Genomic DNA, 15,006 nt, shown 5'->3' with positions numbered 1-15,006 from the left:
ATCAGAAAGGTGCAAGCGCGCGGTGCGACGGACCGGGGTGACGGGCCAAGGCAGGACCGATCCAGGACCGGGCTCTGGCTGGCTGAATGCGCTATTTGCCATCCCTCACGGCGACGGCAGCTCCCGGACGACGGCGACCGGGCAGTGGGCGTGGTGCAGCAGTTGCTGGCTGACCGAGCCCAGCAGCATCCCGCGCAGGCCGCCACGTCCCCGGGTGCCCACCACGACGAGCTGGGCGGTATGACTCGCCTCGACCAGTACGCGGCCGGCGTGCCCCGCGATCACGTGGATGCTCGACGAGACCTGGGGATACTTCTCCCGCAGTGTCACGATCGTCTCCTGAGCTTCCGTCTGCTCGGCGACAGCCAGTTCCTCCGGGTCGAGGTCTGGCGGGCTCCACCGTGGTGCCGGTGGTGTCCAGGCGCGGACGACGCGAACGCCGGCCCCGCGGGTGACGGCCTCGGCGAAGGCGAACTCGGCGGCGAGCATGGCGCACTGCGAGCCGTCGACACCAACCACGACGGACGCGTCGCTGGCGGGCTCGGCTTCGCGGACGACAACGACTGGGCAGTGCGCGTGCGCCGAAACGGTCAGGCTGGTCGACCCGATCATCAGGCCGGTGAAGCCGCCGTGCCCCCGGCTGCCAAGGACCACCAGGCAGGCCTGCCGGGACTGGTCCATGAGCACCACGGTGGCGGCGCCGCCGATGACCGTGCCGGTGACCGGCACGGCCGGGTGCGTCTCTCCGGCCCGGGCAACCGCGGCGGCCATCATCTGCTGCGCGTCCTGCCGGGCGCCGTCGTTGACCCAGCTCGACTCGGCCAGGTGGATCGGACCGCCCGCCGCCGGCCATTCGAAGGCGTAGATCAGGGAGACGGGTGCGCCAGTGCGCCCTCCCTCGTCCAGTGCCCACTCGAACGCGGCATGGGCACCCTTGGACGCGTCGTATCCGACGACGATGGGGTGTGTGGCCATGATGTCCTCCTCGGCCTCCTCAAACATTCCGGTGCACCGCCTCGATGCCCGCGTCGCACCGTCCGTGGCGCTCGACGACCACCTCACCGTTGCACTCGCGAACCTGCAGCCACATCGGGTGCACAGCCTCACGATGGCGGGGACTTGGTCCTGAGTTTCCCGGGCACTGCGGCCCTATCCCGTATTTGGGCCGGCAGGTTAGCTTCGTGCTTGCACCAGCCGCAGGGTGTGCAGCCCGGCGGGGCGTAGGCTGGGTCGATCGCCGGCATCTGCCCGCCCGCGCAGGTGGGGCGATGTCGGTGCGGCCGCCACCCGGACGTAGCGCACGCGATGAGGTCCGGGACGTGCGCGGTCTGGCTGCTGACCGAAAGGGTTTGGTATCCCAGTGGTGTCGCGCGATACGCCAGAGGCCGGCGTTCAGCGTGGCCGGCGCCGGTGGCCGTCCTGGGTGTACCGGTCCGGGCAGGAGCCGGATGCGCGGTTCACGCTGGCCAACGAGCGGACCTTTCTGGCTTGGATCCGCACCGCGCTCGGCCTGGTCGCCGCGGGGGTGGCGGTCAAGGCCCTGCTGGACGGTGGGCTGGCACAGCTGGCGGCAACGGTTCTGGTCGCCTTGGGAGCGCTCGTACCGACGTATGCGTTCCTGCGGTGGGCGGTCAGCGAGCGGGCGCTACGGTCCGGCCGGCCCTTGCCGGCGATGGTCTTCGGTCCGGCGATCGCGGTTGGGCTGACCGTGGCCGGTGTGGTTCTACTCGTGGCGGTCATCACGTGAATCGCCGATCGCACGCCCAGTTGTGGAGCTTTGGAGCTCAACCGGAGCGCACTGCACTTGCCTGGTCGCGTACCGCGCTGGCCGGCGCCACCCTGCTGGGTGTGCTGGTCCGGCAGCTGTTGCCCACGCATCCGGTGGCCGGCGTCGCGCTCGCGGTGGTGGCTGTCCCCGTAGTGGTCGCGGTGGTTGCCGCTGCCCGCGCCCGCTACCGCACTGGACGCCGTGCCCTGCGTACCGATCGTGCACTGCCTGACGCCAGACTCGCCGCCGGGTGCGTCCTGCTGACCACCCTGGTCGCCCTGGCCGCCGGCCTGTACGTCGCCGCCGGGTAACCAGCGCAGGCAACGCTTTCCTGACCGCCGCCCTCGGGTCGGGGAGACAGCCCTCAAGGTGGTTGGAACCGAAACACAGCTGGCGGTCCGAGACCACGCCAACGGCGGCGACCTCGGTCAGAGCGCTGGCTCCGGGAACTCGACCGCCTGCCCGGGATGAAGCAGCACCGATTGGCCGCGGCAGCACACCCGCACCGGTGGCTGCTGTCCGGCGCCGGCCGTGACCTGGATGCCGGCACCACTGATCCGCAGCGTCAGCGGATGCTCGCGGTAGCGCATGTCGAAGTCGAACGTGCCCAACGTCGGTGGCCAGTACGGGTTGAGCCACAGCGCGTCGTCGCGGGTCTCGATACCCGCGAAGCAGCGCTGCAGCACGTCTACCGAGCCGGCCATTGCGGCCAGGTGCACCCCTTCGGCGGTGGTGCCGCCCTGGACATCGGCGACGTCGCTGCGCAACGCCTCGAGGAAGTACTTCAGCGCCTGCTCGCGGTGGTTACGGGCCAGCACCCAGGCGTGCACGACGGCGCTAAGCGTGGAGCCGTGCGTCGTCCGGCGCACGTAGTACTCGACCGTCCGGTCGATGGTGTGCGGTTCGAGCCGGTAGCCGAGCCGCGCGAACAGCTCGGCGAGCTCGTCCGCCGAAAAGAGGTAGAGCAGCATCAGGACATCCGCCTGCTTGGACAACTGGTAGCGGTTTGGGCTGTCCCCTTCGGACTCCAGGATTCGGTCCAGCCGCCGGATGTCGCTGTATCTGCTCCGGTAGCCATCCCAGTCGAACTCGGCCAAGCGCTCGTACCCCTCGAACTGGCTGATGACCGAGTCGTGCATGGGCACGTACATCCGGCGGGAGATCTCCTCCCACCGCTCCGGTTCCTCGGTGCGCAACCCGAGCGACTCGGCGAGCTCGATGCGCCGCCCGTCGGGCAGCAGCTGCAACGTGTCGAGCGCGCGCCGCATCACCCAGGCGGTCAATACGTTCGTGTAGGCGTTGTTGTCGACACCCCGGTCCGGCGCGTCCGGGTAGCCGGTGTGAAACTCGTCGGGACCCATCACGCCCCGGATGATGTACCGGTCCTTGACACGGTCGAACGTCGCCAGGTCGGCGAAGAACCGGGCGACCTCGATGATCATTTCTGCCCCGTACTCGTCGAGAAACACGCGGTCACCGGTCACCTGGTAGTACTGCCAGACGTTGTACGCCACGGCGAGCCCGACGTGGCGCTGCAGATGCGTGGGGTCGGCGACCCATCGGCCGGACATCGGGTTGAGATGCAGCCGCTGGCTTTCCTCCCGGCCGTCGCTGCCCGACTGCCACGGGTACATCGCGCCCGCGTAACCGGCCTCCCGTGCCGCACGCCGGGCCTCCGGCAGGCGCCGGTAGCGGTATCTCAGCAACGCCCGGCTGAGGTGGGGCGTGCGCAGGTTGAGGATGGGGAACACGAACAGCTCGTCCCACAGCACATGCCCTCGGTACGCCTCACCGTGCAGGCCGCGGGCCGGCACGCCGGCATCGAGATCGGCGCTGTGCGGTGACATCGTCTGCAGCAGGTGAAAAAGGTGCAGGCGGACAGTGCCCAGCGCGCCGTGGTCGGTGCCCCGCAGCGATACCCGGAACCGGCGCCACAGCTGGCGCCAGGCCAGCACATGCTCGGCCAGCAAGTCGTCGAAGTCACCCGCCCAGGCCAACCGGTCCAGCGCTGCCGTCGCCGGATCGGAGATGGCACGGTCGCGGGACGTGTACACCGCCACCAGCTTCTCGACCGTAACCGGCTCGCCGGCCGTCACGTCGACGATAAGCTCGTGTCCCAGCCGCCCCGCCTCCCGCACCACCTCGCGCGGGACGTCGAGCTGCGCGCCCGAGCGCAACACACTGGTGCGCAGGGCCTCGGCCATCCGGATGTGCGACTGGGTGGTCGCGACGACGACCAGGAGGCGCTGTGCGTCCACGGGCTCCGCGGACAGCGACCGCAAGTGCGCGTCGGCCAGACCGCGATAGCGGACCACGCCGAGGTTTCGGGCCGTGATGTCCAGCGACGACCGCACCCGCAACCGGCCGGACCAGTTTTCCGGAGTGAACGTGGTTTGCAGGCCACAGAGGTGCTCGTGTCGCATGTGGACAAAACGGCGCTGGGTCACGGTGGTCGTGCGGCCCGCCGCGTCCCGCACCCGCCACCGCCGGGTCAGCACCCCGCGTCGCAGATCGAGTTCCAGCCACTGATCCAGGCCTTCGGCATCCGCGCACCATTCGCCGCCGACGGCCGCGAATGTGAGCGGCAGCCAGTCCGGCAGGTTCACGAGGCTCTCGTTCTCGACCGTCCGGCCGTCAACCGTGTCGGCCAGCCGGTTGTAGACGCCGGCCGCGTACGTTCCAGGATAGTGGACGCCATCGGCCCTCGACTCCGGGGCCGAGCCGCGGGTGGCGAGATAGCCGTTGCCCAAGGTGCACAGCGCCTCCCGCAGCCCCTCCTCGGCGGGATCGAAGCCGTCATAGGACAATGTCCAGGCGTTCACGGTCCGCACACCCTCATCATCACGCGCCCGCGTACTGCTCACCACCGCCTTTTCTCGGGTTTCGCCGCTACAGACAATCGCTGCCGGTACGTTGGCGCTATGCCAGACGGTCCCGGTGCGGTACCGGATGGCGCCACAGCGCTCCGGGCGGCCGCCGCGGAGGCTGGGCGTGCGCCGTCGATTCTCAACAGCCAGCCATGGCGGTGGCGGATCCATGGCGACGTGCTGGACCTGTACGCCGACCGGTCGCGACGGATCACGTCGATCGACCCGGACGGCCGGCTTATGACGCTGAGCTGCGGCGCCGCCCTGCATCACGCGCGCGTCGTGCTCGCCGCGGCAGGATACGAGCCGGCGGTGACCAGGTGTCCCGACCACGGCGGCGCCGACCTGCTCGCGCGCGTGCGGGTGGCCGGACCGCACGAGGTGCGGCGGGAGGACGCCACCAACGAGCGCAGCATCGGCCGGCGGCGGTCGGACCGGCGCCCGTTCCCGGCCACCGAGCCCGTGCCCGCGGAGACGCTCATGGCGCTACACTCGGCCGCTGCGGCCGAACACGCGTGGCTGCACCGGATCGCCCCGGAGCAAGTCGGCTTCCTGGCGACCGCCGAAGAGAGCGCGGCGAGTATCCAGGACCGGGACGAGAGGTACTGGACGGATCTGCACGCCTGGACCCGACGTAGCCACGGCAGCGGCGAAGGCGTACCCCCGGAGACCGTGGTGTCGCCCGCGGAGCGGCGGGTGCCGCTACGCGACTTCACGCTGGACGGCGAGTCCCTGCTGGACCCCGGGTACGGCGACGACCGGTACGCCGAGTACCTCATCGTCGCCACCGACGGCGATCAGCGGGTCGACTGGCTGCGCGCCGGCGAGGCGGTCAGCGCGGTCTGGCTCGCCGCCACGTCTCGCGACCTGGCCGGTTCGGCGATGAGCGACGTCGTCGAGGTGCCCGGTGCCCGTGCCCTCCTGGCCGCTCTGCTGCCCCGGCGCGGATACCCCCAACTGGTACTGCGGTTCGGCCTGGACATGCAGCAACGCCGCCCGCCGGCGAGCCCACGACTTTCCGCGGGCAGCCTGATCGACATCAAGTCCGGATCGCGACCTTAAGGCCTTCGGATAGCGGTGGTGCAACTACAGCACCCCAGGAACCGCGATCACCCGGATGTGATGAGCCGAGATCTGGTGCGGATCGGTGCCAGCCCGCGGCGCTCGACTCCCACCCGCGCCCGATCGAGCGGTCAGGAGACCCCAACGATCGGCACGGCGGCGTCGTCGTAGAGGAAGGTCAGCCGGTCCTCCACGGCGACCACGCCTGCCACGGATTGGGCCAGGCGTGAGGCGGTGATGACGGCGCTGTGCCGGTCGAGTTCGCCGATCAGCGTGACCACACCGTCGTGCACCTTCACCCGCACGATTCCGTCGCGGATGGCGAGCACCCGGTGTAGGACGCCTTCGACGACGTCGCGGCGGATGTCGGCGTCCGGACGCAGGTGGACCTTGAGCAGGTCGCTGCGGGTGACGATGCCGACCAGGCGGCCCAGGTCGTCGGTGACCGGCAGCCGCTTGACGTGCTCGGCGTCCATCAGCCGGGCCGCAGCTGGGATCAAGGTGTGCGGCATGGTCGTGACCGCGGGAACGGTCATCAGTTCCCCGGCCGTCACGGCGGTGGCCTTGGTCCGGCGGGTACGGCGCCGACGGCCCTCGAACACCCGGCGGGTCTCCGGGTGTCCTTCAGTTTCGATCTTGTGTAGGAGGTCCGCCTCCGACACCACGCCGAGTACGCGGTCGAACCCATCGATCACTGGTACGGCGCTGATCTGCCGAGTGTTCAGAATGTCGACGATCTCCCGGTAGGGCGTCTCTTCGCTCACCGTGGCGACGTTCGTGGTCATGACGTCGGCCACCGTCCACAGCTTCATCGTCCGCCTCGCTTTCCGGCCGTTGCTCTGTCTCGCCTCGACTGTATGGCCGGGTCCCGCACGGGCGTCAGTGCCGATCTGCCGCGCTTCGCGGGACCAAGGACCGGTTTGGACGGGACCGGCAGCCCTGGCACAGCGACGGCTCCGGTCACGGTGGTCGCACAGACAATGTGTCCGGTGTGGACATTCGACTATCGGCGACCGCGGCGGCGTTAACCGAGCAGTCCCGCTCTCTGCCGTACCGTCGCTCCAAGGCCTCCTGCCGCGGGGCTTGGGACCTCCGGCGAACACCACGACGTCGGCGATGGCGCCTCGTCCTGGAAGTCACACACGTCGACAGGGTGACCGTCGGACCGGCCGCCGGCCTCGGCGATCATGCTGACCCACGCGCGCGGCGTCAGGCCGGCGACCATTGGACGAGGTCTTGGTCGCCCCGTACGGGTCCAAGGTCCCGGACCGACCAGCACGCCGGCCCTGTCCGCCCAGCGACCGCGCCAACACGCTGGAGGCATGGTGACGTCCGGCTCGCGGGGAGGAAAGAGAAGAGGCACCCCAAATGGCTGAAGTGATCATGACCGGAGTGACGAAGGTCTTTCCCGGGGGCACCGTCGCGGTCGACCACGTAGATCTGAGCGTCGCGGACGGTGAGTTCATCGTGCTGGTCGGGCCGTCCGGCTGCGGAAAGTCCACGCTGCTGCGAATGGTCGCCGGTCTGGAGGACATGACCGAGGGCACCATCGCGATCGGTGGCCGCATCGTCAACGATCTACCGCCAAAGGAACGCGACATCGCGATGGTCTTCCAAAACTACGCGCTCTACCCGCACATGACGGTGTCCCAAAACCTGGGTTTCAGCCTACGCATCCGCGGTACCCGCAAGCCGCAGATCGAGGAACAGGTCGGCGAGACGGCGCGCGTGCTCGGGCTGACCACACTGCTGGATCGCAAGCCCGCCGCCCTCTCCGGTGGGCAGCGCCAGCGAGTGGCCATGGGGCGGGCAATCGTCCGGCGTCCACAGGTCTTCTTGATGGATGAGCCGCTGTCCAACCTGGACGCCAAACTGCGCGTGGCGATGCGCGGCGAGCTGAGCCGGCTGCACCAGCAGTACGGCACCACGACGATCTACGTCACACACGACCAGGTCGAGGCGATGACCCTGGGCAACCGCATCGCCGTCCTGGACCACGGCAAGTTACAGCAGGTTGGCCCGCCCGACGAGTTGTACGCCGCGCCGCGCAACGTCTTCGTGGCGGGCTTCATCGGCTCGCCGGCAATGAACCTCGCGGCCTGCCGCATCGAGGACGGCGACGGCGGGATTTCCCTACAGCTTGGCGAGCACCGGTGGCCGGTACCGGAGAACCAGCTCGCGCTGCGTCCCAGCCTGCGCTCGTACGCGGGACGCGAGATCGTACTCGGGCTCCGCCCCAGCGCGATCGGGCTCGCCGAGTCCGACGGCACCGCTCCCCGGGTGCGCGTGACAGCCGTGACCGTCGAGTCGCTGGGCGGCGAGAAGAACCTGCTCTTCGTGCCGCCGGCCGTCGACCGACAGGTGCCCACGGCGGTAGCCGAGGACGACGGTTCACCCACCTTGTGGACAGCACGACTTCCCGCTCTAGCCCCCGTGCGGGCCGGCGATACCGTGACGGTGTCGGTGGATCTGAGCCGGGCCCACTTCTTCGATCCGGACAGCACTGAGGCGCTTGCGGTCACCGACGCGACTGCCCTCCTGGTCGCCGCGAACTGAGCGTCCATCGACGGCGACATATGGGCCTAAGGTCTCCGGAAGAACGGTCCGATGGCCCTATCTTCGCAGTCCCGCAACCACGCTACCGAATGAATGTCGGCTCGACTACAAAATCCTATCTTTGTCGATTATTGCCCCCGTCGACAGTCGTCAACCAAGCATTATCCGCTCAATCCTGGACTTGACATTGGTGAGGTGGAAGCATTTTTGGTGGCCGCTGCAGCGAGCCCCATTGGCTGTCGTTTCCGGCGCCGCCGACAGCCGTCACATCCCACATGTCCGCCGGGCCACGACCGTCGCGACGATTTGTCACTTCGCCGTATGTGGTGTCAATACGTCGGCAGCGTGTGTCCGGACGGGAGGAGGTTGAGGAACAATGGCCGGCAACTATGACGCGATCATCAAGCTCATACGTGCGGTCGATCCGGGCACGGACTACACCGTCGACACGCTGAGCCCGCAGAGTGCCTTCGACGTCGTCGCGGGTGTCGAAGTCGGGAAGGCGCTCATGGCGGTCGCCGACCGCTACGATCTGTGGATCGTCATCCGTAACCTCAGCCAGTCCACCACGGAGATCAGGAAACAGCACGGAGATCTGCTCAAGCCGACGGACGCGCCGTTCCAGAAGGAGATCCGACTGGACTTCCCGTCCGGCTTGCCGGCCGCCGTGGAAGGTGACGTCATCGAGATCTTCGCGACCCTGAAGATCACGGCCGGGATCCACGTCGATCACTCGGTGGCGCGCAGCGAGACGTACCTGGTCGTCTGACCGGCGTCGCGCGGAGTGGCACGACTGTAGGTGGCGTCGGTGCCCAGTGCCGTCGGAAGGCCAGGGTTCCCCTCTCTGGCCACCGCCGGAACCTGGCCCGGCGCCGCCGCGTACGCAGTGGCCTTCTTTCCACACGGCGGTCCGACCGGTCAGTGCCGTCCGTTCATCCGCGACAAGACCACGACCGGCCACAGCAACGCGCCCAGGCGGCCAAGCACCCCGATGCGAGCGGCCGCCCGCGGCCGTCCTGGCCGAGGCGGCCGCAGCCGCGGACTACGCGCCGTCCATCACAAGCGCGACTCAGCCGCGTTTGGCCCAGTCGCCCAATGACCAGTCGCGGACGTCGGGCATGTCTTCGAGGTGCTCTACGACGTACGCGGCGTGCTCGGCGAGTTTCTGCTCGCACCACGCCAGGAGCTCGGTGGCCCCGCGGGGCAGCCGCCTGGCGTTGTTGATGGCATCCATGACCAGGTGGTAGCGGGACGCCCGGTTGCGTACGGTCATGTCGAAAGGCGTTGTGGTCGTGCCTTCCTCGACGAACCCCCGCACGCGGAACCGGTCGGCGTCGGGCCTGCCGTGCACGAGCTGGTGAATCGCGCCCGGGTAGCCATGGAACGCGAACACCACATCGACGGTGTCGGTGAACAGCTCGGTGAACATGGTCGAGCTCATGCCGTGCGGATGGTCCTTCGGCCGGGGCAGCGTCATCAGGTCGACGACGTTCACCACGCGGACCCGCATACCGGGCAGCCGCTCGCGGAGGATCTGCGCGGCGGCGACGGTCTCCATCGTGACGACGTCGCCAGCGCAGGCCAGCACGATGTCCGGGTCTGTGGTGCCGTCGTCGGTGCCGGCCCACTCCCAGATCCCCGCCCCTCGGGCGCTGTGCTCGATGGCTTCGTCCATGGTCAGCCACTGCAGCTGCGGCTGCTTGTCAATCACAATCAGGTTGATGTACGAGCGGGAGCGCAGGCAGTGATCGGCGACCGACAGCAGACAGTTGGCGTCCGGAGGCAGGTAGACCCGCGCGATGTCGCCACGTTGGGTGAGCACCACCTGGATCAGGCCGGGGCCCTGGTGCGAGAAGCCGTTGTGGTCGTTGCGCCACGCGGTCGAGGTCAGCAGCACATTGAGGCTGGGCACCTTTGCCCGCCACGGCAGCCGGGTTGCCTCTTGCAGCCACTTGCCGTGCTGCACGGTCTGGGAGGCGCTGACCATCGCGAACGCCTCGTAGGTGGCGAACATGCCGTGCCGACCGGTCAGTGTGTACCCCTCCAGCCAGCCGTGACAGTTGTGCTCGGACAGCACCTCCATCACCCGCCCATCCCGGCCGATCGCCACATCGTCCGGAGTGACCGCCTCCATGAACGCGCGGTCGGAGACCTCGAACACCGCGCCGAGCCGGTTGCTGTTCGTCTCGTCCGGGCAGAACAGCCGGAACCGATCGGGGTTGCTGCTGTAGACGTCCCGCAACATCTCCCCCAGCCGGCGGGTCGACTCTGCCCGCAGCTGCGCCGGCGCCGGCACGTCCACCGCGTAGTCGCGGAAGTCGGGCAGGTCGAGGTCTTCGGTAAGTAGACCGCCGTTGGCGTGCGGGCTCGCGCTCATTCGCAACTGTCCATCCGGCGTAAGCCCTCGGACAGACGCTGCCGGCGCGCCGGTGTCGTCGAACAGTTCCTGCGGCCGGTAGGACCGCAGCCACTGCTCCAAGATCGCGAGATGGTCGGGGTTGTCCCGCACCCCGGACAGCGGCACCTGATGCGAGCGCCACGTGCCGGTGACCTTGATCCCGTCGACTTCCTCCGGACCGGTCCACCCTTTCGGCGAGCGCAGCACGATCAGCGGCCACCGCGGCCGGCTGCCGTCCCACTCGCCGCCGCGGGCCGCCTGCTGGATCGCCCGGATCCGCGCCCACGCCTGCGCCAGGACGGCCGCGAAGCGGTAGTGCATGCCGGGCAGGTCAGCCCCCTCGACCTCGAGGATCTCGTACCCGTGTCCCTCCAGCAGCGCTCGTACCTCAGCCGGATCCTTGCGGGCCAACACCGTCGGCCCGGCGATCTTCGCACCGTTCAGGTGCAGGATCGGCAGCACCGCCCCGTCCCGGGCCGGGTTGAGGAACGACACGCCCTTCCATGAACCTTCCAGCGGCGCCGTCTCCGCTTCACCGTCTCCGACGACCGCCACCGCGAGCAGGTCCGGGTTGTCCATCACCGCGCCGAACGCGTGCACCAGCACATACCCCAGCTCGCCGCCTTCGTGGATCGAGCCCGGGGTGGTCACTGATACGTGGCTCGGGATTCCACCCGGACTCGAGAACTGCCGAAACAACCGCAGCATCCCCGCCTCGTCCTGCGACACCTCCGGGTAGATCTCGCTGTACGTGCCCTCCAGATATCCCGCCGCGACCAATGCCGGCCCGCCATGCCCTGGCCCGGCCAGGTAGATCGCCTGCTGTCCGGTCATGCGGATCAGCCGCGACACGTGCGCGTAGATCAACGACAGACCCGGGCTGGTACCCCAATGCCCCAGCAGCCGCGGCTTGATGTGCTCCGGCCGCAACGGCTCACGCAGCAACGGATTGCCCTGCAGGTAGATCTGCCCCACCGTCAGGTAGTTGTTCGCCCGCCACCACGCATCGAGATGCGCGATCTCCTCTTCGGACGGCTCCGCCAATCCTGCCGACCCCTCCGCGCCACCGGCCTGCCGGGCCTTCACCGACGTGCTCACGACCGAGCCTCCTCCCGCACGAGTGCACCAAATTCCTGATCCTACGGAGCTTTCCTTACTCCACAGGCAAAACGAGTGCCGGTGCGGCCCTCCGGCTGAATCACCGCTGAGTGGTGTCTCCCGCGAAGCACGAGCCGCGCGAGCACCACCGAGGCACGAACCCGATGCCGCTCTGAACCCCTTCGGCGTCACCGGAGAAAGCCCCGACACGTGTGCCGGGCCGCCTGCGGCGACCCGGCACGGCCTCCCGGAGGGGAGTCAGATCATCCAGCGGTTCTTCTGGACGAAGGGCAGGCGGGCCCAGAGCCGGCCCAGGCCCCAGGTGTGCCCGGCGTAGGTGAGCGCCAGCACCACCAGGACGATCGCGTAGATCAGGTGGTAGTCCATGAACGGGTTGGTCGAGCCCGACGCCTCACCAGCAGCGGTGAACCGGTCCGGCGGGAACTCCGCCGCCCACATCATCACCATGATCAAGGAACCGGCGGCCGCCGCGACGCGCAGGCCCACACCGGCGATCAGGGCCAGACCGACAGCACCCATACCGATCATGAACAGGGCGTCGACCCACCACAGACCGGCCATGTCGTGGGAGATCGACTGGAACGGGCCGACCTCCACGCGGGACAAGAAGCCCTTCGTGGGGGAGCCACCGTTGATCCACGCCCGCTCGTCCGGCGTGGCGAAGCCGAATCCGAACGTCTTGTCCAGGAACGCCCACAGGAACACGATGCCGGTGCTGATCCGCAACACCGCCAAAGCCCGGGCGGCAGCAGTAGTAAGCATGTGGCCGGGAGCCTCGGCCTTCTCCAGCGCGTGCGCCGGGACCTTGACCTGGCCGGTGTTGGTGGTCATCGTTGCCTCCGGGAGTGGAAGTCTCACTTTTTCTTTGACACCCACAGCCTCGCGGGCGCCGGCCGCTCACACCCGAGGCGTAGCTCCCGACCTCGACGGGACCAAAGTCCCGTAAAAGGCCGACCCGTGGCCATCGCCACCAGGCTTCTCCAGCCCATGGTGCCCGGCGCATATGCCAACTTCGGTCGCCGCCCGGTGTGGCCGCACCCGGGTCCACGGCCTCCGAGCATGACGGGCAGTTGAGCTCAGCGGTGGACTATCGCGACCGGGCAGCGGCCATGGTGGAGCACCGCGTGACTGACCGAGCCGAGCAGCAGGCCGGTGAATCCACCACGCCCGCGGGCCCCGACGACCGACCCCAGGACCAGAGCACCGAAGCCACCGAGCCCTCGATCACCCAGCACAATCAGGTGCGCGTCACGCGCCTCGCGCAGCATTACCGCTGCGGGCGCACCGACCACGACCTCGGATGTCACCGTCAGACCCGGCGCGGCCTCCTCGGCCACGCCGGCCGCCGCCACGGCCAGACGTTCGGCCTCGTTGGCAAGCCCGCCCTCCGGTGGGCCGAGCGGGTCAGGACCGAGCGGCACACGCATCAGGGGCCAGATGAACGCGTGTACCAGATGCAGTCGACGGCAGCTTCACCAGGGTGCTTCTGGCTACCAGTGCTGGTGGTCACCGGGTGAACGCGGCCAAGTGATGCTGGGAGGCCATCAGCAAGTGCTGGTACACCAGTTCCACATCCGCCGCGGCGAGCCCATCCTGGGCCTTCTCCAGAGCGGCGATGTCAGCGCGTTCCACCTTCTCCCCGACGCCGAGCGCTGCGCTGAGCGACGCGTTGCCGTCACGGAGGTAGGCCTCGTAGGTGGCCTGGACGTCTGCGGCGGCAAACTGGCCCAGTGCCAGGCCGACGGTGGGGTCGTTGATGCCGTACCGGTCGAGCAACATTCGCACGGTGGCCAGGTGCCGGGTCTCGGCGGCGGCGATCCGCTCGAAAACCACCGCGTCGTACTGGTCTGCGAAGACCTGATACAGATCGTGGGCGAGCTTCTCCTCCTCGGCCATTGCCGCCAGTGTGGTTCTCTGCGCCGCGGTGAGCGTGCCGGACGCAACGTCGGCCCCGAGCGGGCAAGCACCGCCACCGGCACCCATACCCGCCCGCATGCCGGCTCCAGGGCCGTTGCCGTCCCACCCGGGACCCATACCGGCGCCCGGGCCGCCCGGTCCATATCCGGGGGTGGGAGTGGTCACGGCGGCACCAGCCGGCCCGGGGGCGGCCCACACCGGCGACAGCGTTGACAACGCGCCGGCGCCGAGTACACCAGCGGCCAGCGCTGCGGTAGCTGCGTACGTGATCTTCTTCATGGCCGTCTCCTCCATTGAAGATGTTCACCTTTAGGGTTCCTCCCCCGGATGCAGACGCCGTGGTGTTGGTGTGGAGACCGCATGGAGACGATGGGTCTTCGGCCTGTCAGAGTGGGCACCCCATGCCGCCCGCCCAGCTGCCGCGCCCACCCCCATGCCGCGGTCCCACCGATATGCTTGTACGGACAATCGAACAACTCGGACCAGGTGACTGGAGCAAGTGTGGCCAAACGGGCGGCGGTTGACCGGACAGCGGCGCGCGGCGTGGATCGCGCAAGCCCTCTTCCACTGTGGGCGCAGCTTTACAACGACCTGGTCCGGCGTCTGGAAGGCGGCGCCTTCGGCGAGGAGTTTCCCGGGGAGCATCAGCTGACCGACGAGTACCAGGTGAGCCGCCACACCGTCCGGGAGGCACTGCGCCGCCTGCGCCAGGCCGGTGTGCTCGAATCGGCCCGTGGCCGGCGTACAGCCGTCCGTCGGGCCCGGATCGAGCAGCCGCTGGGCGCGCTCTACTCGCTGTTCAGCGAGGTGCAGGCCCGCGGCATGCAGCAGCGCAGTGAGGTGCTCGACCGCGGCCTGCGGCGGGATCCGGCGGTAGCCGCGCGGCTCGGTCTCGATCCGGACACCGATCTGGTTTGGCTGGAGCGGATCCGGTATGCCGACGACGAGCCGCTCGCCTTGGACCGCACCTGGCTGCCCGCATCCTTGGCCCGATCCCTACTCAAGGCGGATCTGAGCGCCACCGGCGTCTACGCCGAGCTGGCCAGAAGTGGCGTACGGATCACCGGCGGGCACGAACGCATCCACGCGGTTACCCCGACCACCGCCCAACGCACCCAATTGCGGCTGCCCCGGGGAGTGGCACTCCTGGCCATCGAGCGCATCGGCACCGCCGGCGCCGATCCTGTCGAATGGCGCAAAACCCTGGTGCGCGGCGACCGGTTCAGCGTGGTTGCCACCTGGGCACCGCACCAGGCGTACCAGATGCAGGTCGCCGCTGGTTCGCCAGCCCAGCCCTAGATACCCCCCGGGGTGTACCC

The 15,006-nt window shown here is 68.9% G+C and carries 13 protein-coding genes; 6 read left to right on the top strand and 7 right to left on the bottom strand.

Features of this window, described 5'->3' with window-relative positions:
- Positions 1-105: 105 nt before the first annotated feature.
- Positions 106-975 (bottom strand): universal stress protein, encoded by an 870-nt coding sequence (locus Phou_RS24890; RefSeq protein WP_173059497.1) that lies wholly within the window; start codon positions 973-975, stop codon positions 106-108.
- A 448-nt stretch (positions 976-1,423) separates the two neighbouring features.
- On the opposite strand from Phou_RS24890, the gene Phou_RS24885 reads away from it, so the two are divergent.
- Positions 1,424-1,747, top strand: a complete 324-nt coding sequence (locus tag Phou_RS24885; protein WP_218579188.1) for a YidH family protein — start codon at positions 1,424-1,426, stop codon at positions 1,745-1,747.
- A complete protein-coding gene (locus Phou_RS24880) occupies positions 1,744-2,079 on the top strand; it encodes a DUF202 domain-containing protein (RefSeq protein ID WP_173059491.1) in 336 nt (111 codons plus the stop codon). The genes Phou_RS24885 and Phou_RS24880 overlap by 4 nt, the downstream gene beginning before the upstream one ends.
- A 117-nt stretch (positions 2,080-2,196) precedes the next feature.
- Here the strand turns inward: Phou_RS24880 and Phou_RS24875 are convergent, their stop codons facing one another.
- A complete protein-coding gene (locus Phou_RS24875) occupies positions 2,197-4,599 on the bottom strand; it encodes a glycoside hydrolase family 65 protein (protein ID WP_218579187.1) in 2,403 nt (800 codons plus the stop codon).
- Between the two features lie 90 nt (positions 4,600-4,689).
- Here Phou_RS24875 and Phou_RS24870 point away from each other — a divergent pair, with 90 nt between their 5' ends.
- The gene (locus Phou_RS24870) at positions 4,690-5,697 is read left to right on the top strand and encodes an Acg family FMN-binding oxidoreductase (protein ID WP_218579186.1); all 1,008 of its coding nucleotides are present in this window, start codon (positions 4,690-4,692) and stop codon (positions 5,695-5,697) included.
- 131 nt (positions 5,698-5,828) lie between these two features.
- Here Phou_RS24870 and Phou_RS24865 read toward each other — a convergent pair whose 3' ends face one another.
- Positions 5,829-6,509: a CBS domain-containing protein gene (locus tag Phou_RS24865; protein ID WP_173059485.1), complete on the bottom strand. Its 681-nt coding sequence runs from the start codon at positions 6,507-6,509 to the stop codon at positions 5,829-5,831.
- A 556-nt stretch (positions 6,510-7,065) separates the two neighbouring features.
- On the opposite strand from Phou_RS24865, the gene Phou_RS24860 reads away from it, so the two are divergent.
- Positions 7,066-8,253 carry an ABC transporter ATP-binding protein gene (locus Phou_RS24860; protein ID WP_173059482.1) on the top strand — a complete coding sequence of 396 codons (1,188 nt, stop codon included), beginning with the start codon at positions 7,066-7,068 and terminating at the stop codon, positions 8,251-8,253.
- 376 nt (positions 8,254-8,629) lie between these two features.
- Positions 8,630-9,022: a hypothetical protein gene (locus Phou_RS24855; protein ID WP_173059479.1), complete on the top strand. Its 393-nt coding sequence runs from the start codon at positions 8,630-8,632 to the stop codon at positions 9,020-9,022.
- Positions 9,023-9,322: 300 nt separating this feature from the next.
- On the opposite strand, the gene Phou_RS24850 is transcribed toward Phou_RS24855, so the two are convergent.
- The 4 genes from Phou_RS24850 to Phou_RS54525 all read right to left on the bottom strand — a co-directional run bounded on the left by Phou_RS24850 (position 9,323) and on the right by Phou_RS54525 (position 13,966).
- A complete protein-coding gene (locus Phou_RS24850) occupies positions 9,323-11,695 on the bottom strand; it encodes a phosphoketolase family protein (RefSeq protein ID WP_173064466.1) in 2,373 nt (790 codons plus the stop codon).
- 312 nt (positions 11,696-12,007) lie between these two features.
- A complete protein-coding gene (locus Phou_RS24845; RefSeq protein ID WP_246274068.1) occupies positions 12,008-12,532 on the bottom strand; it encodes a hypothetical protein in 525 nt (174 codons plus the stop codon).
- Between the two features lie 314 nt (positions 12,533-12,846).
- Complete coding sequence (locus Phou_RS24840; RefSeq protein WP_371872229.1) at positions 12,847-13,200, bottom strand: universal stress protein; 354 nt, start codon at positions 13,198-13,200, stop codon at positions 12,847-12,849.
- A gap of 76 nt (positions 13,201-13,276) precedes the next feature.
- Positions 13,277-13,966, bottom strand: coding sequence for a ferritin-like domain-containing protein (locus Phou_RS54525; protein ID WP_173059470.1), 690 nt, complete (start codon positions 13,964-13,966; stop codon positions 13,277-13,279).
- A 264-nt stretch (positions 13,967-14,230) separates the two neighbouring features.
- Between Phou_RS54525 and Phou_RS24830 the strand changes: the two genes are divergently transcribed.
- On the top strand, positions 14,231-14,986 hold the full coding sequence (locus Phou_RS24830; RefSeq protein WP_218579185.1) for a GntR family transcriptional regulator: 756 nt from the start codon (positions 14,231-14,233) through the stop codon (positions 14,984-14,986).
- Positions 14,987-15,006 lie beyond the last annotated feature (20 nt).

It is taken from the genome of Phytohabitans houttuyneae, assembly GCF_011764425.1.
Taxonomy (GTDB): Bacteria; Actinomycetota; Actinomycetes; order Mycobacteriales; family Micromonosporaceae; genus Phytohabitans; species Phytohabitans houttuyneae.
Note: the sequence above shows the minus strand (reverse complement) of the source record. Positions and strands in the feature narration are given on the sequence as shown.